General features: G+C 66.7%; 15 protein-coding genes and 1 pseudogene. 6 read left to right on the top strand and 10 right to left on the bottom strand.

Annotated elements, in window-relative coordinates; translation table 11 throughout:
- Window positions 1-29 precede the first annotated feature (29 nt).
- From IPM80_07915 to IPM80_07885, 7 genes are all read right to left on the bottom strand, one after another.
- Complete coding sequence (locus IPM80_07915; GenBank protein ID MBK8958351.1) at window positions 30-2,435, bottom strand: diguanylate cyclase; 2,406 nt, start codon at window positions 2,433-2,435, stop codon at window positions 30-32.
- Between the two features lie 212 nt (window positions 2,436-2,647).
- Window positions 2,648-3,865: an argininosuccinate synthase gene (locus tag IPM80_07910; GenBank protein ID MBK8958350.1), complete on the bottom strand. Its 1,218-nt coding sequence runs from the start codon at window positions 3,863-3,865 to the stop codon at window positions 2,648-2,650.
- 83 nt (window positions 3,866-3,948) lie between these two features.
- Window positions 3,949-4,353, bottom strand: coding sequence for an OB-fold domain-containing protein (locus tag IPM80_07905; protein MBK8958349.1), 405 nt, complete (start codon window positions 4,351-4,353; stop codon window positions 3,949-3,951).
- Window positions 4,353-5,504, bottom strand: a complete 1,152-nt coding sequence (locus tag IPM80_07900; GenBank protein ID MBK8958348.1) for a thiolase family protein — start codon at window positions 5,502-5,504, stop codon at window positions 4,353-4,355. The genes IPM80_07905 and IPM80_07900 overlap by 1 nt, the downstream gene beginning before the upstream one ends.
- 57 nt (window positions 5,505-5,561) lie before the next feature.
- Entirely contained in the window at window positions 5,562-5,927 is a 366-nt protein-coding gene (locus tag IPM80_07895) for a VOC family protein (GenBank protein ID MBK8958347.1), read from the bottom strand.
- A gap of 88 nt (window positions 5,928-6,015) precedes the next feature.
- Complete coding sequence (locus IPM80_07890; GenBank protein ID MBK8958346.1) at window positions 6,016-6,792, bottom strand: alpha/beta fold hydrolase; 777 nt, start codon at window positions 6,790-6,792, stop codon at window positions 6,016-6,018.
- Window positions 6,789-7,220, bottom strand: a complete 432-nt coding sequence (locus tag IPM80_07885) for an NUDIX domain-containing protein (protein ID MBK8958345.1) — start codon at window positions 7,218-7,220, stop codon at window positions 6,789-6,791. Before IPM80_07885 ends, IPM80_07890 begins: the two co-directional genes overlap by 4 nt.
- 279 nt (window positions 7,221-7,499) lie before the next feature.
- On the opposite strand from IPM80_07885, the gene IPM80_07880 reads away from it, so the two are divergent.
- Together IPM80_07880 and IPM80_07875 are read left to right on the top strand one after the other, a co-directional pair.
- Window positions 7,500-8,564: a spermidine/putrescine ABC transporter substrate-binding protein gene (locus IPM80_07880; protein ID MBK8958344.1), complete on the top strand. Its 1,065-nt coding sequence runs from the start codon at window positions 7,500-7,502 to the stop codon at window positions 8,562-8,564.
- A gap of 20 nt (window positions 8,565-8,584) precedes the next feature.
- On the top strand, window positions 8,585-11,038 hold the full coding sequence (locus IPM80_07875; protein ID MBK8958343.1) for an EAL domain-containing protein: 2,454 nt from the start codon (window positions 8,585-8,587) through the stop codon (window positions 11,036-11,038).
- An 18-nt stretch (window positions 11,039-11,056) separates the two neighbouring features.
- Here the strand turns inward: IPM80_07875 and IPM80_07870 are convergent, their stop codons facing one another.
- Entirely contained in the window at window positions 11,057-13,114 is a 2,058-nt protein-coding gene (locus IPM80_07870; GenBank protein MBK8958342.1) for a molybdopterin-dependent oxidoreductase, read from the bottom strand.
- A 152-nt stretch (window positions 13,115-13,266) separates the two neighbouring features.
- On the opposite strand from IPM80_07870, the pseudogene IPM80_07865 reads away from it, so the two are divergent.
- The 3 genes and pseudogenes from IPM80_07865 to IPM80_07855 all read left to right on the top strand — a co-directional run bounded on the left by IPM80_07865 (window position 13,267) and on the right by IPM80_07855 (window position 16,119).
- Window positions 13,267-14,114 (top strand): annotated as a pseudogene (locus tag IPM80_07865) (alpha/beta hydrolase).
- A 10-nt stretch (window positions 14,115-14,124) separates the two neighbouring features.
- Entirely contained in the window at window positions 14,125-15,300 is a 1,176-nt protein-coding gene (locus IPM80_07860; protein ID MBK8958341.1) for a CoA transferase, read from the top strand.
- 36 nt (window positions 15,301-15,336) lie between these two features.
- Complete coding sequence (locus IPM80_07855; protein MBK8958340.1) at window positions 15,337-16,119, top strand: enoyl-CoA hydratase/isomerase family protein; 783 nt, start codon at window positions 15,337-15,339, stop codon at window positions 16,117-16,119.
- A gap of 58 nt (window positions 16,120-16,177) precedes the next feature.
- Here IPM80_07855 and IPM80_07850 read toward each other — a convergent pair whose 3' ends face one another.
- Both IPM80_07850 and IPM80_07845 read right to left on the bottom strand, forming a co-directional pair.
- Window positions 16,178-17,032 (bottom strand): crotonase/enoyl-CoA hydratase family protein, encoded by an 855-nt coding sequence (locus IPM80_07850; protein ID MBK8958339.1) that lies wholly within the window; start codon window positions 17,030-17,032, stop codon window positions 16,178-16,180.
- A gap of 102 nt (window positions 17,033-17,134) precedes the next feature.
- Complete coding sequence (locus IPM80_07845) at window positions 17,135-17,611, bottom strand: hypothetical protein (protein MBK8958338.1); 477 nt, start codon at window positions 17,609-17,611, stop codon at window positions 17,135-17,137.
- Between the two features lie 318 nt (window positions 17,612-17,929).
- Between IPM80_07845 and IPM80_07840 the strand changes: the two genes are divergently transcribed.
- Window positions 17,930-19,351: a hypothetical protein gene (locus IPM80_07840; protein MBK8958337.1), complete on the top strand. Its 1,422-nt coding sequence runs from the start codon at window positions 17,930-17,932 to the stop codon at window positions 19,349-19,351.
- The last annotated feature ends 5 nt before the right edge of the window (window positions 19,352-19,356 follow it).

Genomic DNA, 19,356 nt, shown 5'->3' with positions numbered 1-19,356 from the left:
TCATCACTTTCGCATCGAGGGTCAGGCCCTCACACCAGGCGTTCCCCGCGCTTGGCCAGCAGGCTCTCGTCGAAACGCGCCACGCGGCGCGGCCCGTCGTGCAATAGACCCTTGGCAAAATCGACGCCCATCTTGGCCAGCGCATCGCGCAGCGAGCGGCTGTCGGCATGCTCGGCCACGGTCTGCATGCCGAGCGCCTGCGCCACCCGGCACAGGCCCAACACCACTTCGTAGTCGGCCGAACTCGCCAAGAGGTTGCGCACGAATCCGCCGCGTATGCCGAGGTAATCGAGCTGCAGGGACTTGAGGGCCTCGATGCCCGCGCCACCGAAGCCCATGTCGCCGATCATGAACTGGCAGCCGTCCTGCTTGAGGGTGGTGATGAAATAGCGCACGAACTCGAGGTGCTGGGCAATGCCGTCTTCCGGCAGGCTGAAGCCGATGCGACCGGCAACTTCGGCGTTCTCGCGCACCATGCGGATGGCGTATTCGAGCAGGCGGTCGTCGCCCACCGATTGCGCGGACAGCGGGATCAGCAGCACGCGCATGTCGGACAGTACCGGGTGATCGCCGCGCAGTGCCTCGAGGCTGGCCTTGATCAGCCAGCGATCGATTTCGGCGCTCAACTGGTAACGGGCCGCGACTTCCGCCACTTCGTGACGCGGAATGTAGTCATCGCTGGCGTTGCGTATGCCGACCGTGACCTCGCAGCGGTCGATGGGCAGCGATGCGGTGGTCGCGCACAGCGGCTGGTAGAAGAGGTCGAGATGCCCGGCGGCCAGTGCGCTCTGGATCTCGCGCACCTGGGTCAGGCGTCTTTCCTGTTGCGCGCCCTCGCCGCTGACCGCTTCGAACATCTGTACGCGATTGCGCCCGAAATTCTTGGCGCTGTAACAGGCCGCGTCAGCGGCGCGCAGCAGGTCGGCGGTATTGCGCATGTCCGCGCTGATCTCCACCAGTCCGACGCTGATCGAGACCGGCAGCTGGATGGCCTGCCAATGGAAGTCGTGCTGCTCGATGGCGCTGCGCAGACCCTCGCCGATGAGGCGCGCGCGGTCGGCATCGCAGCTGTACAGCAGTGCGCAGAATTCGTCGCCGCCGATGCGTGCCAGGGTGTCGGCGCCGCGTATGCGAGTGCGCAGCACCTCGGTCAGGGTGCGCAGCGCATGATCGCCGGCGGCGTGGCCGTAGGTGTCGTTGATGAACTTGAACTTGTCGATGTCGATGTAGAGCAGCGTGTGGCTGTTGTGCTGGCTGTCGCCGCGGCGGCTCAGGAGCTTGTGCATGCGCCGTTCGAATTCGGCGCGGTTGATGGTGCCCGTGAGTGCGTCGTGGCTGGCGCGCCAGGCGATGGACTCGGTGCGTTGGCGGCGCGTGGTGACGTCGCGCAATTGCACGCTGACGCCATCGAACTCGCCGGCCGCGTCGGCGAGCGGCGTGAACAGGTAATCGACGCCGACCGCGATACCGTCACGACGTAACAATTGCGCCTGGTCGTTCAAGGCCTGGGCTTTGCCGCTGCGGCGCGCCTGTTCGAAGATGTCGCGCGTGCGATTGTGTGGTTCGCGGCCATACACCAATCGCACGCCGTCTTCGAGCGCCTGGCCGCCAAGTGTCGCGGCGTCGACGCCGAGCAGGGCCGCGGCGGCGGCGTTCAGGTAGTCGATGTTGCCGCTCGCGTCGGCGGTGACGAGCGCATCACCGAGTTCCTCGAGTACCTGGGCCTGGCGCGTTTCACGGCTCACCTGGCCGCGCAGCGCTACGAGTCCGCGCTCGGCGCTTTCGAACAGGCTGCCGCGTTCGAAATCGACATCCAGACCGGCGGGGCGGATGAGATGGCGCAGTTGCAACAGCAGCACGCGCAAGGCGCGATGGGTTCGGCGATACAGGTTGTTGAGCAGTGCCAGCGTGGCCATGGCGAGCGCCACCCACGGCACCAGGTCGGCGTAACGGCCGTCGTTCACCAGGCCGCCGATGGCGACGAGGCCGGTGCTGCCGAGGAAGTAGGCGTAGGCGCCGGGCTGGTCGCCGAATACCGGGATCGCGAGCAAGGCCACCGCCAGCGCGCCGCTCAACAGGGTGGCGACGGTGGCCACGTCGGCATAGGGCATGAGCAGCGCGATGCCGAGGCCCCAGGCGAGGCCCAGCACCGCGGCCAGGGCGAGGTCGAGATGCCGGTGATCGCGGGGCGTGTCGAGTCGCGCCGGCATCGCCAGCAGCACCTCGCGCAACAATACGTTGAGCAATACGAAGCTCGACCAGCCCGTCAGCAGCATGGTGGGGGCGTCCTGCCACACATTGGCGGCGATGCCGGCCAGGCAGGCGAGGTGGGTGACGAGCCAGCAACGCCCCAGCATCTGCCCGAAACGCAGCGGCCGGGGACAGGTGTGCGTGCGTTCCTGCGCGCCGGTGAGACCCAGGTGCGCCAAGCTCATTCTGCCGTTTTTCATTCTGATGCTGTCCGCAACGAGGCCGGGAGGCTGTGCAGCGCCGTCGGCGAAAGGGCACGCCGGGCTGATTTGCAAATTATTGTTACGGAGGCGGAAGGCGGTGTGACAGCAGTCACAGGCAGGGGCAGGGCCGCGTGACCTGCGTCACGCGTTGGAGGATGCGAGCGGTGCGCCGACGCGCACCGCTCGCCGGGCCGTCAGGCGTCGCGACGTGCGCCGACGCGCAGGCGCAGGGCGTTGAGCTTGATGAAACCTTCGGCGTCGGCCTGGTTGTAGGCGCCGGCATCGTCCTCGAAGGTGGCGATGGCAGGGTCGAACAGGCTGTCCTTGGGCGCCTTGCGGCCTTCGACGATGACATTGCCCTTGTACAGGCGCACGCGCACGGTGCCGTTCACGCGTTCCTGGGACTTGTCGATCATGGTCTGCAGCATCAGCCGTTCTGGGCTCCACCAGTAGCCGTTGTAGATCAGCGAGGCGTAGCGCGGCATGAGGTCGTCCTTGAGGTGGGCGACCTCGCGGTCCAGCGTCAGCGACTCAATGGCGCGATGGGCGCGCAGCATGATGGTGCCGCCGGGCGTCTCGTAGCAGCCGCGCGACTTCATGCCGACGTAGCGGTTCTCGACGATGTCGAGGCGGCCGATGCCGTTGGCGTTGCCGAGTTCATTAAGACGGGTCAGCACCTGGGCGGGCGTCATGCGCACGCCATTGATGGCGACGATGTCACCGCGCTCGTATTCGAGTTCGATGACGGTGGCGACGTCGGGCGCCTTTTCGGGTGACACGCTCCAGCGCCACATCGATTCCTCGGCGCTGGCCCACGGATCTTCCAGCACCACGCCCTCGTAGGAGATGTGCAAGAGGTTGGCGTCCATCGAGTAGGGCGAGCCGCCGCCGCTCTTGTATTCAATCGGAATGCCGTGTTTCTCGGCATAGGCAAGCAGGGTTTCGCGCGAGGTCAGGTTCCATTCGCGCCACGGCGCGATGACCTTGATGCCAGGTTCCAGCGCGTAGGCGCCGAGTTCGAAGCGCACCTGGTCGTTGCCCTTGCCGGTGGCGCCGTGGGAGATGGCGTCGGCGCCGGTCTCGCGCGCGATTTCGATCAGACGCTTGGCGATCAGCGGGCGCGCTATCGAGGTGCCCAGCAGGTATTCGCCTTCATAGATGGTATTGGCACGGAACATCGGAAAGACGAAGTCGCGCACGAACTCCTCTTTCAAATCGTCGATGTAGATCTCCTTGATGCCAAGCTTGGTGGCCTTGGCGCGCGCCGGCTCGAGCTCCTCGCCCTGGCCGATGTCGGCGGTGAAGGTCACCACCTCGCATTGATATTCCTCGGCCAGCCATTTCAGGATGACGGAGGTGTCGAGTCCACCGGAATAGGCCAGTACGACTTTCTTGACTTTGTGTTTCGCCATGACGCTCGAGGGGGTAGTTACGGGGAGGCGGCATTGTGCCTAGCGCCCGCCGCGAGATCCAGCGCAGGGGCGGCGGACGCGCGCTAGTCCGTTGCGCTGGCGCGGGGCCGAAATACCAGCGGGCCGCGGCCGGCCGTGACTTCGCTGAAATCGGCGCGGACCGTCTGGCCGATGCCGAGGGCGGCGGCCGCGCCGACCAGCTTGGCGACCAGGCGCACGCCCGGCGCGTCGTCGAATTCGATGAGCGCCACGATGTAGGGCAGCGTAGCGCTGTAGCGCGCGTCGAAAGCGTGGTGGATTTCGGTCCAGCTATAGAGCGTGCCCACGCCGCTGACCGCGCGCCATTGCCAGCCGTCGGTCCGGCAATGGGGGCACAGCGGCATCGGGTACCAGTGAAAGCGCCGACAGGCGGGGCACCACGGAAAGCACAGCCGGCCGTTGGCGAGCTCGGCGAAATGGGCAGCGAATTCGGGCTGGATGGTGGCCATCAGCGCACGTCCCGCCCAAGCACGCACACGCCGTAATCCGGTATCGACCAGCCGCCCACCAGGCCGATATCGGCCTTGGCCAGCTGTGCCGCGCCGGCCGCGCCACGCAGCTGGCGCACCGCCTCGATCATGTGTTCGACGCCGAGCAGGTAGCTGTGCGACAGCAGGCCGCCATGGGTGTTGACCGGCAGCGCGCCGCGCGGGCCGATGCCGCGTTCACGCACGAAGGCCGGCGACTCGCCGCGCGCGCAGAAGCCGAGGTCTTCCAACTGCATGAGCACCGAAATGGTGAAGCAATCGTAGAGTTCGGCGAAATCGACATCGGCGAGTTGCGCACCGGCCTCGCCGAGCGCGCGCCGACACGCCGCCTGCGCGCCGGTGATGCGGTAGATCTCCGGCTGCTGGGTGAAGATGTCGTCGCCGCTGTAGGCTTCGCTCGCGAAGCTCGACCCGAGCACTTTGACCGGCGGCTGGCGCAGATCACGCGCGCGCTCGAGGCTGGTCATGATGAAGGCGCCGACGCCGTCGCTGATGAGACAGCAATCCGGCACGCGCAGCGGCTCGGCAACCATGCGCGCGGCGCGATAGCTCTCGAGGGTCATGGGCGTGCGCGCCTGCGCGGCGGGATTGCGCAGGGCATGTTCTCGATGACTGATGGCCACGGCCGCGAGATCGGCGTCGGTCATGCCGTATTCGTGCATGTAGCGACGTGCCCACAGCGCGAAGTAGCTGGGCTGGGCATTGAAACCGTAGGGCTTCTCGAACGCCATCTTGGCCGGGTACATGTCGTGAAAGCCGTAAGGACCGCTGGCGCGCGATCCCCAGTCGACACCGAAATAGAACAGCACGGTGCGCGCCTTGCCGGCGCCGATGGCGAGCTTGGCGAGTTCCGGCGCCGAGGCCACGCCGGCGCCACCGAAGGACACGCCGCCGTCGAAGCTGCGCGTCATGCCGAACTGCGCGGCGATGAACTCGCGCGGTACGCTCGGCGGCATGATCACGCCGTCGGTGATCACGCCATCGATGTCGGCGGCGTCGAGGCCCGCATCGTCGAGCGCGAGCTGGATGGCTTCGATGGCCAGATGGCGGATGGATTTCGGCGAGCGTCTGGCCGGAGGCGTGTGGCCGACGCCGACGATGGCGATGTCCATGCTGCGATTACTCGATGGGCGTGGTCCGCGCGCTGGGCGCGAACCACGCGCGGCGCATCACATGTTGAACACGCACACCTTGTTGCCGTCGAGATCGCGGAAGTAGGCGCCGTAGAAGCCGTCACCGCGGTCGCCCGGTGCGCCTTCGTCCTTGCCGCCGAGCGCCATGGCCTTGGCATGCAGGGCATCGACCTGCTTGGTGTCGCTCATGAACAGCGCCGTCATGTTGCCGTTGCCGGGCGTGGCGGCGTTGCCGTCGAAAGGCTTGATCACGCACACCATCGGCGCGCCCGGCGCGTTGGCCCAGGCGATGAAGCGATCGTTCTGCATGGCGCGCTTGGCGCCCAGCAGCGCCAGCAGTTCATCGTAGAAATGGGCAGCCTGTTCGATGTTGTTGGTGCCGAGGGTGACGTAACCGATCATGTGAGTACTCCAGTGGTGATGGTCGTGACTTGTGACTGCGTGCCAGGCGGCGTGGCAAACGCGCGCCGGCATGATAGGTCGGGCCCGTTCAGGCGTCGAGCGCGCGCGCGAAAGCCGCCATGAAGGCGGCGGGCGCTTCCGAATGCGGCCAGTGCCCGCCGCCCAGCACCGTCTCGAGATGGTAGTTCGGGAACCAGCGCGCGATGCGCGGCAGGTGCGCGTCGGTGATGCGATCCGACAGCTCGCCGCGGATGAACCAGGTCGGCCCGTCGTAGTGGGCATCGTCGGCCACCGGCAGCGGACCGAGGATATGGGGCATGTCGCGTTTCAAGGTGGCGAGGTTCAAGCGCCAGTGCGCGCGTCCCTGCTCGAACAGCAGGTTCTGCAGGATGAACAGTCGCACCGCGGTCTCGGGAATGGCGGCCTGCAAGGCGCGGTCGGCATCGGCGCGGCGCGCCACCGTCTCGAGATCCAGCGCCTGCAGCGCGGTGATGACGTCGACGAAGCGGTCGGGGTAGGTGACCGGTGCAATGTCGACGTTGACCAGGCGCCGCAGGCCGCGCGGCGTGCCGAGCGCCAGCGTCATCGCCGCCTTGCCGCCCATGCTGTGACCGACCAGGGTGTAGGCGTCGAGGCCCAAGCGCTCGACGAGCCGCGCCACGTCCTCGACCATGTCGGTATAGGTCATGGTGTCGGTATGGGGCGAGCCGCCGTGATTGCGCAGATCCACCAGGTGAAAGCGGTATTGGCCGGCCAGCGCGCGCGCCACCGTGATCCAGTTGCGCCCGGCGCCGAACAGGCCGTGCAGGACCACCACCGGGGGGCCGTCGCCCACCACCTCGATCTTCAGATCGACCGCGCTCATGGCGCCGGCTCGCGCAGGTAGGGCGGTACGCGCTCGGGGTTGAGGTAACGCTGGGGCCAGATTTTCAGCAGCGCGATGTCTTCCTCGATGCCGTCCATCACCGGGTAGTCGCGAAAGCGCTCACGCGACACCCAGGCAAAGGCGCTGTGTTCGTGGTTGAGCTCGACCTCGCCGCCCAGCCAGCGGCGATGGAACAGGTGAATCTCGTAGATGCCGCCGTAGTAGGTGTCGCGTATCGGCCCCAAGTAGCGCAGCAGCTCCGTTTGGTGGTCCGGGCCTATCTCTTCGCCCATTTCGCGCAGGGCCGCGGCCGCGGCCGTTTCGCCGGGTTCGATCTTGCCGGCCGGCAGGCCCCACAGGCCAGGCCCGAGCCGCGCAGCCAGGGCGCGTTCGAGCAGCAGCAACTCGCCGGCGTCGTTTACCAACAGGTTGAGCGCATAGCGCGCGACGGGGGGCTCGGTGCTCAACGTGGCCGCTCGCGCCGCGGGGCGATGATGATCATGGTTCTCGACCTGTTCCGCTTGGCCGGAAGTATACCGACAGGCACGGCGCCGATGGCGCGCGCTAGCCCGCGCCGCGGGCGCCTTCCCGTCTAAAGCTTGTCGTACCGGGGCCGCTAGCTCTGCTGGCAGCACCAAGACTGCCACAGGAGCGGGTCACGGAGTTTCCCAGCACGCTCGCAAGGGACGTCAAATTGGCTATCGCACATGAACCTACGCACGCTGCTTTCCGCGCTGATTGTTCTTTTCCTGTTGCCATTGTGGCCCGCGTTCGGCCACGCGTCCGACGCCAGCAAGCCTGAACTGGTGATTCTCAACTGGGCCGACTACATCGACCCCGATCTCATTGCCGCCTTCGAGAAGAAGCACGGCGCCAAGGTGCGAGTCATCAATTTCGAAGACGATGACAACCGCGACCAGTTGCTCCTTGCCACCAATGGCGCCGGCTACGACATCGTGGTCATCAACGAGACGCACATCCCGCTGTATTTTTCCCACGGCTGGTTGGCCAAGATCACGCCGGACGAGGTGCCGAATCTCAAGCACGTCGAGCCGTCCTGGCTGGAGAAGGTCGAGCACGCGCAAGGCAATGCCGTGCCCTATTTCTGGGGCACGCTCGGCATTGCCTACCGCCGCGACCTGGTGAAGAAGAAGCCCGAACACTGGTCGGACCTGTTCCTGCCCGCGCCCGACCTGCGCGGTCACATCGCCATGTTGAGCTCGCAGCGGGAAATCCTGGGCATGGCCTTGAAGGCCGCCGGCCACTCGGTGAACAGCACCGACCATGGTGAGATCGACGAAGCCATCAAGATCCTGGTGGCGCAGAAACCCTTCGTGCGTGCCTACCAGCAGTCGCTGCTGAACGAAAAGTCCGAGCTGGTCACCGGTGAAGTCAGCATGCGCATGATGTTCAACGGCGATGCGCTGTTGCTGCACAAGTTCAATTCCAACATCGATTACGTGGTGCCGCAGGAAGGCGCCGCGCTGTGGGTCGACTACATGACCGTCATGGCCAATGCACCCAATCGCAAGCTCGCCTACGCGTTTCTCGATTTCATCAACGAGCCGGGCAATGCGTCGCGCAATGCCGCTTTCGTGAACTTCGCCACGCCCAACGCAGCCGCGGCCAAGCTCATGCCGCCGGAGTTCCTGGGCAACACGAGCATCTACCCGAACGCCAAGACGCTGGCCAACTCTGAACTATTCGTGCCGCTGCCGCCGCGTGCACTGAGCTACCGCAATACGCAGTTCTCCCGCCTTCTGCAGAACTGAGCGCCGGCGCGCTTGCCGCGATGAAACTTCACGCCAAGATTCCAGCACTGGTCCTGCCGCTGGTGATAGCGCCGCTGTTGGTGTTGGGCGCGTTCGCCTATTCCAAGATTCACGACAGCATGCGCCAGCGCGTCGAGGCCGACGCGCATCGCGCGCTGCGCGTCGCGTCCGGCCAGCTGTCCCAGGAGATCGCCGCCGCGCGCGGCAACCTGCAGCTGTTCCTGACCAACATCGTGGTGGCGAAATACGCCACCACCGGCGACGAGAACGAACGCTACTCGCTGCTGCAGAAACCCCTGCTCGACGTGTTCAAGGCCTGTCAGACCGCCTTTCCGAACTATTTCGAAATCCGCTTCCTGTTGCCCGACGGCTACGAGGATGCGCGCCAGTCACGCGCCGAACTCGGCAATGTCAGCGACGACGAAAGCCGCAGCCAGTGGTTCAAGCGCCTCGCCGCCAGCAAGGACGCGGAATACGACACGGTCTACCGGCATCCCGATACCGGGCGGCCGGCCTTGTTCGTCGGCACCGCGGTCAAACTGCGCGACGCGACGGTTGACAACGGCGAACAGCTCGCGACGCTGCGCGGCTACCTCGGCATCACGGTCGACCTCGACAATTTCAGCCGGGCCGTGACCGACGCACGCGTGGGCGAGAGCGGCTACATGTTCGCGACCGACGAGCAGGGCCGCGTGCTGTTCGGCAATCCCAAGCTCAAGCTGCCGGGCGATTTCATCGCCGCGGCGGAGCGTGCGATGGGCGCACAGGCCAAAGAGTTCGCGGTCACCATCGACGACATGCCGACCGGCGTGCATGTGCGGCGCCTGAACGACAACCTGTTGCTGTTCGCCGCTCATCCCGATTCGGAAATGCAGAGCCTTACCTTCCAGTCGGCGACCGTGGTGCTGTTCGGCGTGCTGCTGGTGGTGGCGGTCACCGGCGGCGGCCTGGTGGCCGTGCTGGCGCGTCACATCGTGCGGCCGGTGGAGCGGCTCGGCACCGTCGCCGCCGAGATCGGTACCGGCAACTGGGACATCAAGAGCGGTATCGAAAGCGATGACGAAATAGGCGATCTCGCGCGCTCGGTGGAGGACATGGCGCGTAATCTCAAGGAAGCCGATGACCGCGTGCGCTTCCTGGCCTATCACGACAACCTGACCGGCCTGCCGAATCGCGTCATGTTCCGCGAGTACCTGACCCGCGCGCTGTCACAGGCCGAGCGCGCCGGTCACAAGCTCGGCATCCTGTTTCTCGACATCGACGGCTTCAAGCGTATCAACGACACGCTCGGGCACCAGACCGGTGACCTGCTATTGAAGGAGGTCGCGCGGCGGCTCACCTCGCGCCTGCGCGAGGAAGACGTGGTGTCCCACGGTGACGAGGACACCAAGGCCGATGATCTCCTGGCGCGTCTCGGCGGTGACGAGTTCATCGTGCTGTTGACCGCGGTGCACGATCTGCATGGCCCAGGCGCGGTCGCGCGCCGCTTCATCAAGACCTTGGGCGAGACCATCACCCTCAACGGCCAGGACTGTCACATCGGCGCCAGCATCGGCATCTCGATCTATCCCGACGACGGCAGCGATGCCGGCGAACTGATCAAGAATGCCGACATCGCGATGTACCATGCCAAGAGTCTCGGCAAGAACGCCTACCAGTATTTCCAGTCGTCGATGAACGCGGCGGTGCTGGAACGCGCGGCGCTGGAAGCGAAACTGCGGCGCGCCATCGGCGAAGGCCAGCTGTCGCTCAACTACCAGCCGCAAATCAATCCCAAGACCGCCGAAGTGGTGGGCCTCGAAGCGTTGCTGCGCTGGAACGATCCCGAAGCCGGCCATATATCGCCCGGCGCCTTCATTCCCTTGGCGGAAGAGACCGGCCTCATCCTGCCGATAGGCGAATGGGTCATCGACGAAGCGTGCCGACAGGCGCGCCAATGGGATGCGCGCGGCCTGCGTTCGGTGCCGATCTCGGTGAACGTGTCGGGCGTGCAGTTCGAACGCCAGGACGTGGCGGAAATCGTGCGCGCGGCGGTCAGCCGTCACCAGTTGCCGCCCGGCCGCCTGGAAGTGGAGATCACCGAGTCGGCCATCATGCGTCATCCCGAGCGCGCGGTGGCGGCCTTGAAAGCCATGCGCGAATCCGGCGTCGGCGTGGCGCTCGACGATTTCGGCACCGGCTATTCATCGCTCAGCTACCTGCGCCGCTTTCCCATCGACACACTCAAGATCGATCGCAGTTTCATCCTCGAAATCGACCAGAACGAAGAAGACGCCGAGATCGTGGCCGCCATCGTCGCCATGGCCCACACGCTCGGCCTGCGCGTGGTGGTCGAAGGTGTCGAAAGCGACTCCCAGCTGGAAGTCATCGTGGCCAAGGACTGCGACGTGGTGCAGGGCTACGTCTACAGTCGCGCACTGCCGGCGGCGGATGTGCCGGCCTTGTTGAGTACGCCCCTGCGTCACAGCGCCTAGCAGCGCGGCGCTGCACGCCTACACCGCGCAGCGCACCACCTCCACCCGTGCATCGAAGGCATTGCTGCCGAAAGACAGATCGGACAATCCGTCCGGCGTGAGCGCATTGGCCGACGATCCGTTCAAGGTCGAAGACCGCCACCAGTTGAAGGGCAGGTAGACCACCCCGGCCGGCGTATCGGTCGACACCCGGGCCAGGGCTTCGACCGCTCCCAGCGCGTTGAACATGCGGACCCGGTCGCCGGGTACGATGGCGCGCGCCTGGGCGTCATCGGGATGGAGCTGGATTTCCGGCCGGTGCTTGCGCGTGCCGGCGTGGGGCAGGTTGACGTACTCGGAGTTGAGAAAGTGGCTGGTCTTGGCCGACACCAGGCGCAAGGGCAGGGCGTCGGTGCCGGGCGTGGTATCCGGCAAGGGCGTGTAATTGGGCAGCGGGTCGTGGCCGGCGGCGGCCAGCGTCGCGCTGTAGAACTCGCATTTGCCGCTGGGCGTGGTGAAGCCGCCTTCGGCCCGCGGTCGCCAGTCGTCGCCGAGCGCGAGTTTCGCCCAGCCGCGTTCCATGAGGCTTTCGAAGGTGATGCCATCGAGCCAGGCATGACCGCTGGCAAGCAAGCGGCGGATGCGCGTCTCGTCGTCCCAATGCAAATGGTCTTCGCTGTAGCCCATGGCCCGCGACAGGCGCCGGAACAATTCGCTGTTGGCAATCGCTTCGCCGCACGGGGCGATGGCGGGCGGATTGATGGCGAGATAGGTCTGACCCCATGAACCCATCAATTCCCATTGTTCGTACTGGGTGGTGGCCGGCAGCACGATGTCGGCATAGCGCGCGGTCTCGGTCATGAACTGCTCGTGCACGACGGTGAAGAGATCGTCGCGCATGAGTCCTGCGACGATGAGGTTCTGGTTGGGCAGGGTGACGACCGGGTTGAGGTTGTAGACCAGCATCCAGGTGACGGGCGGCGCCATGGCCGCGTCGGTCAGCACGCGGCCGAGCTGCGCGAGGTGCACGGTGCGCCCGGGCGCCGGCGCGTCACGCGGCGGCAACACCGCGCCGTAGTCCAGCGCCTGGTGGAACAGATCGACCGTGAAATGACAGATGCCGCCGCCGAGATCGCGCCATGCGCCGGTCAGGGCCGGCAGGCAGGCGACCGCGCGAAAGCCGAGACTGCCGTTGGAGTAGCGCTCCATGCCGACCATGAGGCGCAGCGCCGCCGGACGCGTGCCGGCATAGAGGCGCGCGAGCTTCTCGATGTCGTCAACGCCAACGCCGGTGATGTCCGCCACCCGCGCCGGCGGGAATTCCCGCAGGCGTTCGCACAGCGCCTCGAAGCCCAGCGTATGGCGCGCGATGTAGTCGGCGTCGTGCAGGCCGTCGCGCACGATGACGTGCATCATGCCGAGCGCCAGCGCCGCATCGGTGGCAGGTTTCACCTGCACGTGCCAGTCGGCGTGCGCGGCGGTGGGGGTGCGCACCGGATCGACCACGATCACCTGGGCGCCGCGCTTGCGCGCGCGGGCGATGGCGCCGCCCCACAGGTGCACGTTGGTGGCCACGGTATTGGTGCCCCAGATCAGGATGAGCCGGCTGTGCTCGAGATCTTCCGGCAACAGCGTCGGCCCGGCACCGAGCGTGGACGCCACCGCGCTGTAGGCGACGTTGCCGCAGATCTGGCGGTCGACCGCGGTGGCGCCGAGGCGTGCGAAGAACTGGTCGCCCGCATAGCGCTGCAACACGCCGATGGTGCCGGCGAAATTGCAGGGCATGGCCGACAGCGGACCGTGACGCGCGATGCTGTCGTCGAGGCGCGCGACGATTTCAGCCAGGGCCTCGTCCCAGCTGATGCGCTTGAATTCGCCGCTGCCCTTGGCGCCGGTGCGCCTGAGTGGGTGGAGAATGCGATCGGGGCTGTAGACGCGCTCGGTGTAGCGCTTGAGCTTGGCGCACAGCGCGCCCTGGGTGTAGGGATGATCCGCGGCGCCCTGCAGGGCCACCGCGCGGCCGCTGTCGTCCACCGACACCTGCCAGGCGCAGGTGTCGGGACAATCGTGGGGACAGGCACCGTGGACTCGTTTCATCAGTGTTGCTCGCGAGTGGATGAGGCGCATGATGCGCCAGCGGAAGGCGCGCTCCAAGTCGCTAGACCCCCGCGCTTCGGTACTTCCCAGTACGCGGCGTTTGTGCTCAAGTTCGGCGAGAGCCGCGGGCGCGGCGAGCAGGGGAAGGGGCGATGGCCACGCTACGCAGCGACGACGGCGTCAATCTCTATTACGAGGATACCGGCAGCGGCACGCCCATCGTGTTCGTGCACGAATACGCCGGCGACGTGCGCAGCTGGGAACCCCAGGTGCGGCATTTCTCACGCCGCTACCGCTGCATCACCTTCAACGCACGTGGCTATCCGCCGTCGGACGTGCCGAGCGAGGTCGACAGCTATTCCCAGGCGCGCGCGCGTGATGACATCCTCGCCGTGCTTGATGGCCTCGGCATTGCGCGGGCGCACATCGTCGGCTGTCGATGGGCGCGTTCGCGACGCTGCATTTCGGCATGCACCACGCAGCGCGCGCGCTGTCGCTGGTGGTGGCCGGCTGCGGCTATGGCGCGCATCCCGACGGCTATGCCGAATTCCAGGCCCACGCGCGCGACAACGCGCGCCTCATTCGCGAACAGGGCATCGCCGCGTTCGCCGCCAGCTACGGCCAGGGCCCGGGCCGCACCCAGCTGCGCGCCAAGGATCCGCGCGGCTTCGAGGATTTCCTGCGCAACTTTTGCGATCACTCGACGACTGGCTCGGCCAACACCATGGAGGGTTACCAGGCGCGTCGGCCCTCGCTCTATGCGCTCGAAGCCGAGCTCGCCGCCATCACCTCGCCCTGTCTCATCATCGCCGGCGACGAAGACGACCCGACGCTCGAGCCCGGCCTGTTCATGAAACGCCGTATCAAGAGCGCGGGGCTCGCGGTGCTGCCGCGCAGCGGCCACGTGTTGAATCTCGAGGACCCGGCGCTGTTCAACCAGCTGGTGGAGGAATTCTTCCACCAGGTGGAGAGCGGACGCTGGCGCGCGCGCGAAGCATGAGCGTCGCGGCATGAGCGGTGAAGACGCGCTGGCGGATCTGAAAGTCATCGATCTGACGCGCGTGCGCGCCGGGCCGAGCTGCGTGCGCGTGTTCGCCGACTGGGGCGCGGACGTCATCCGCGTCGAACAACGCGGCGACGGCGAAGATGGCTTCGGTCCGCGCGCCGGCGCCGACTTCCAGAACCTGCATCGCAACAAGCGCAGCTTGACGCTCGATCTCAAGCAGGCGCGTGGCGTGGCCGTGCTGAAACGACTGGTGGCGAACGCCGACGTCCTGGTGGAGAACTACCGGCCGGCGGTCAAGGCCCGGCTCGGTATCGATTACGACACCCTCGCGGCGGTCAATCCGCGTTTGATCTACGCGAGCATCTCCGGCTTCGGCGAAACCGGCCCGTATCGCGAGCACGCCGGCTTCGACCAGGTCGCGCAGGGCATGGGCGGCCTCATGTGGACCACCGGCCTGCCGGGCCAGGGCCCGCTGCGCGCCGGCACGCCGATAGCGGATCTCAGCGCCGGCCTGCATGCCGCGCTCGGCATACTCGTCGCCCTGCGCGAACGCGCTCGTTCGGGCCGCGGCCAGTGGGTGCAGACCTCCCTGCTGGCGTCGATGGTGGCGATGATGGATTTCCAGGCAGCGCGCTACCTGGTCGATGGCGAGGTGCCCGGCCAGGCCGGCAACGATCATCCGACGTCCATGCCGACCAGCGTCTATCCCTGCCAGGATGGCTACCTCAATATCGCCGCCAGCGGCGATGCCATCTACGCGCGCCTGTGCGCGGCGCTCGGCGCCGAGTCGCTGGCGGTGGAGGCGGAGTTTGCGACTTCGGCGCTGCGCTCGCGCAACCGCGTGGCCTTGAACGCGCGCATCGCGGCCTTGACCGGGACGTGGCCGATGCGCGATTTGATGACGGCGCTGCAAAGCGCCGGCGTGCCCTGCGGGCCCATCTACAAGATGGACGAAGTGTTCGACGACCCGCAGGTCAGGCATCTCGGCATGGCGACGCCGGTGCCGCGCGGCGACGGCGACAGCGTGACCCTGGTCGGCCCGCCGTTCAGCCTGTCGCGCACGCCGCCGCGCATGCGCCACACGCTGGCCGCGGCCGGCGGCGACAATCTCGCGGTGCTGCGCGAACACGGCTTCGGCGACGACGAAATCGCCGACCTCGCGCGTGACGCCATCATCTGAATTCGATTCCCCGCACGCAGCACACAAGGAGCAGGCATGAGCAGCGGAAAATTACGCATCGAGCGCGAGGGCCCCATCGGCTACGTGGTGCTCGACAACCCGGCGCGACGCAATGCCATCAGCGCCGGCATGTGGCGATCGTTTCCGGTGTTGCTGGAAGAACTCGGCCGCGATCCTTCGGTGCGCTGCATCGTGCTGCGCGGTGAAGGTGACATCGCCTTCGCGGCCGGCGCCGACATTTCCGAATTCGAAAGCAACCGCGCCAGCGACGACGGCGTGCGCAGCTACGAGGCCGCCACCTCCGCCGCCCACCACGCGCTGGAAAGCACCTTGAAGCCGGTCATCGCCCAGATCCGCGGCTTCTGCATCGGCGGTGGTCTCGCCGTCGCGCTGAGCTGCGATCTGCGCTATTGCGCCGATGACAGCCAGTTCGCCATTCCCGCCGCGCGCCTCGGCCTCGGCTATGGCATCCACGGTCATCGCCGCCTGGTGGCGACCGTCGGCCATGCGCAGGCGCGGGAGATCATGTTCAGCGCACGGCGCTACGACGCGGCCGGGGCACTCGAACTCGGCCTCGTCAACCGCGTGCTGCCGGCGACCGAGCTCGACGCCTGGGTGCGTGCGCTGGCCCACGATCTCGCCGCCAACGCGCCGCTCACGCAGGCGGCGTCCAAGGCCGCCATCAACGCGGCAATCGCCGAGCAGGGCGATTACGAACAGTGCGAAGCCTTGATCAAACGCTGCATGGCCAGCGCCGATTACCGCGAGGGGCGTACCGCCTTCATGGAGAAGCGCAAGCCGAAGTTCGAGGGGCGGTGAGCGCGTGTGTGTCGTTGAATGGGCGAATTCATTCGCACATTCGATCCGCGCGCACGGTTTAAAACTTCGGCGTCTCCCACCACGGAAAGAAATCCGGCATGTCGCGGCTGACCTTGCCGGGGAATTTCGGCGCGCGCTTGTCGAGGAAGGAACTGACCCCTTCCTTGGCATCGGCGCCCTGGCCGAGTTCATAGATGCTGCGCGAATCGATGCGATGCGCCGCCATCGGGTGATCCTCTGAAAGCATGCGCCACATCATGTGGCGAATCATGGTGATCGACACGGCCGAGGTGTTCTCGACGATTTCCGTGGCGATGGCGCGTGCGCGCGGCAGCAGATCCTCCGGCGCCAGCATCTCGTTGACGAGGCGCGCCGCGAGCGCTTCGGCGGCGGGAAACACGCGCCCCGAATAGGCCCATTGCAAGGCCTGCGACACGCCGACGATGCGCGGCAGGAACCAGCTCGAGGCCGCTTCCGGCACGATGCCGCGGCGCGCGAACACGAAGCCGAAGCGCGCCTCGCTGCTGGCGAGGCGGATGTCCATCGGCAAGGTCATGGTCACGCCGACGCCGACCGCCGCGCCGTTGATGGCGGCGATCAGCGGCTTGCGGCACTCGTACAGGCGCAGGGTCAACAGGCCGCCGCCGTCGCGATGGGTGTCGGCGTTGCGGCCGTCCTCGTCGGCATGATTGAAAGTGCCGGCGCCGGCCGACAGGTCCGCGCCCGCGCAAAAGCCGCGTCCCGCGCCGGTGACGATGATCACGCGCACCTCGTCGTCGGCGTCGGCCTTGTCCAGCGCGTCGAGCAGCTCACGCAGCATGGTGTGGGTGAAGGCGTTGAGCTTGTCCGGACGGTTCAAGGTCAGGGTCAGGATGCCTTGCTCGACGCTGTAGAGGATTTGTTCGTAGTTCATGTCAGCCGCGCTTCAGTTCGGTTCCAATGTGCGAATGAATTCGCACCTACAACGAATGGCACCCTGTAGGTGCGAATTCATTCGCACATCAAAAAATATCAATCAAGACATCAGCCGCCCCGCGAGCAGGTTCTCCACCGTCACCACGCCCAGCACGTTCATGTCCCTGTCGAGTATGTCGAACAGCCGGCCGTCATCGGCCTGCATGCTGAACAACACCACCGCGCCCTCGGCGCCGCCGTATTCCATGTGCACGTCACCGCCGTCCTTGCGCACGAAGTCGCCGAGCGGGCGAACCCTGTGCGCGCGCGTGTCGCCATCGATGTCTTCGACGTGCAGTTCGCCTTCCAGCACCAGGGTGGTGGTGGCGCCGAGGTGGCGATGGAAATGGCAGTAGGCGTGGGCTTCCCACTTGATGAGGAAGTCGATGCGGCCGGCGGCCGCGTCGCCGCCCAGCACCGCCACCCAGTAGTCGATGGGGTAATCGAAGTTGGCGTCGCCCACCAGGCGTTGCCAGGTGATGGTGTCGGATTTGAAACCCGACAGAGAGGAACTCGGAACGGCGTGCAGCTTGGCCATGGCGGTGATCTCGTGGTGGGACGCCCCGATTGTACGGGCCGTGCCACCGCCATGCGACCATCGAAAGATCAGATTCTTCGCCGCGGGCGCTAGCGGAACTGTTTTTCGCGGCTCACCCACGCCGCCCATGCGCCACGGCCCGGCATCACGTCGAGCCTGCTCGCCCGCGTGACGCGAAGGTCAGCAATGGGTGAAAGGCAATCCGTGCTAGTCTGCGGTGGACCGCTCCGGCTATTCAATCAACCGCATCGTCGCCGCGCAATCCGCGCGTCGCGCATGGGCAACGCAGGGCAAGCACTCGCCATGACATTGGACCGCATGAGCAGGGCCGCGGCGCGACGCGAAGGTTTGCTGCTGTGCGTGCTGTGTCTCGTCAGCTACGCGTGGTTCTACCAGGGCGGCGGCTGGAACCAGAACAGCCGCTTCGATCTGACCCGCGCCATCGTCGAGCGCCACAGCTTCGCCATCGATGACTATGCCGCCAATACCGGCGACGTGTCGGCGCGCGCCGGCCACATCTATTGCGACAAGGCGCCGGGTCAATCGCTGTTGGCCGCACCGGTCTACGCGCTGCTCATGCAGGGCGAACGCGAACCCGATGCCGCGCGCCTCAACTTCGCGGCCTACGTCATCACCCTGGCCACCGCCGCCGTGCCCGGCGCGCTGGCGGTGTGGGTGCTGCACATGCTGCTGCTGTCTTTCGGCGCACGCCCGGCGTGGGCGGTGGCCTGTGCGCTCGGCTATGGTCTGGCGACCATGGCGTGGCCCTATTCGACCATGCTGTTTGGTCATCAACTGGTCGGCGCCTTGTTGCTGTTCGCGTTCGCGCTGCTGCTCCGCGATGACGATCGTGATGCGACGCACGCGATGTACGCCGGCCTGTGCGTGGGGCTGGCGTGCATGGTCGAGTACCAGGCGCTGCTCGGCGCACTGGCGATGGGCGTGTTGGCCCTGCGTCATGGCGTGCGTGGCGTGCTGGCGCTGGCCATCGGCGCGTTGCCGCCGCTGCTGCTGTTGGCCTTCTATCACTGGCGTGCGTTCGGCGCACCGTGGACGCTGGCCTACGAGTTTTCCACCATGCCATTTCGCCACCAGGGTTTCTTCATGGGCCTCGGCGTCCCCGATGCCGCGGTGCTGCGCGAGATCACAGTCGGCGCCTACCGTGGCATGTTCTACAGCGCGCCGTGGCTGCTGCTGGCGGCGCCCGGCTTGCTGGTATGGCTGCGTCGCGGCCGCGCCCAGGCCGCGCTATGCGCCGCCGCGGTGGTGGTGCTGTATTTCTGGATGAACGCGTCGCTGGTCGACTGGCAGGGCGGCTGGACCTATGGCCCGCGTTTCCTCGTGCCCTGCCTGCCGTTTCTCGCACTGTTGGCCGGTGGCATGGGCGCGATGCACTGGCGCAGCCGCGTGCTGGCGCGTTGCATGGGCCTGTTGCTGGCCGTGCTGCTCGCGCTGTCCTATGGCGCGACCCTGCTCGCCACCGCCGTCAATCCGCAAACGCCGCTCGGCGTCGCGCAGCCCTTCGCCGATTACCTCGTGCCGCAATGGCGGGTGGGTCGCATATCGCTGGCCAGCCAGGGCATACACATGAAATGGCCGCGGGCCGAGGCCGCGCCCGCCGCCTGGAATCTCGGCCAGCGCCTGGGATGGCAGGGCCGCGCGTCCCTGGCGCCGCTGTGGGCGCTGCAGGGGCTGGGGCTTGCCGTACTGGGCGTGATGCTGGCGCGGCGCGAGGCCTGATCCGA

The organism is Pseudomonadota bacterium (assembly GCA_016719885.1).
Classification (GTDB): Bacteria; Pseudomonadota; Gammaproteobacteria.
This window is presented reverse-complemented; position numbering and strand designations above follow the sequence as displayed.

What these genes read in the sequence shown, in the direction of transcription:
- IPM80_07840 (MBK8958337.1), top strand. Translation starts at nt 17,930, where the DNA reads ATGAGCAGGGCCGCGGCGCGACGCGAAGGTTTGCTGCTGTGCGTGCTG.
- IPM80_07890 (MBK8958346.1), bottom strand. Translation starts at nt 6,792, where the DNA reads ATGAGCGCGGTCGATCTGAAGATCGAGGTGGTGGGCGACGGCCCCCCG.
- IPM80_07875 (MBK8958343.1), top strand. Translation starts at nt 8,585, where the DNA reads ATGAAACTTCACGCCAAGATTCCAGCACTGGTCCTGCCGCTGGTGATA.
- IPM80_07880 (MBK8958344.1), top strand. Translation starts at nt 7,500, where the DNA reads ATGAACCTACGCACGCTGCTTTCCGCGCTGATTGTTCTTTTCCTGTTG.
- IPM80_07850 (MBK8958339.1), bottom strand. Translation starts at nt 17,032, where the DNA reads ATGAACTACGAACAAATCCTCTACAGCGTCGAGCAAGGCATCCTGACC.
- IPM80_07855 (MBK8958340.1), top strand. Translation starts at nt 15,337, where the DNA reads ATGAGCAGCGGAAAATTACGCATCGAGCGCGAGGGCCCCATCGGCTAC.
- IPM80_07900 (MBK8958348.1), bottom strand. Translation starts at nt 5,504, where the DNA reads ATGGACATCGCCATCGTCGGCGTCGGCCACACGCCTCCGGCCAGACGC.
- IPM80_07910 (MBK8958350.1), bottom strand. Translation starts at nt 3,865, where the DNA reads ATGGCGAAACACAAAGTCAAGAAAGTCGTACTGGCCTATTCCGGTGGA.
- IPM80_07895 (MBK8958347.1), bottom strand. Translation starts at nt 5,927, where the DNA reads ATGATCGGTTACGTCACCCTCGGCACCAACAACATCGAACAGGCTGCC.
- IPM80_07915 (MBK8958351.1), bottom strand. Translation starts at nt 2,435, where the DNA reads ATGAGCTTGGCGCACCTGGGTCTCACCGGCGCGCAGGAACGCACGCAC.
- IPM80_07870 (MBK8958342.1), bottom strand. Translation starts at nt 13,114, where the DNA reads ATGAAACGAGTCCACGGTGCCTGTCCCCACGATTGTCCCGACACCTGC.
- IPM80_07905 (MBK8958349.1), bottom strand. Translation starts at nt 4,353, where the DNA reads ATGGCCACCATCCAGCCCGAATTCGCTGCCCATTTCGCCGAGCTCGCC.
- IPM80_07845 (MBK8958338.1), bottom strand. Translation starts at nt 17,611, where the DNA reads ATGGCCAAGCTGCACGCCGTTCCGAGTTCCTCTCTGTCGGGTTTCAAA.
- IPM80_07860 (MBK8958341.1), top strand. Translation starts at nt 14,125, where the DNA reads ATGAGCGGTGAAGACGCGCTGGCGGATCTGAAAGTCATCGATCTGACG.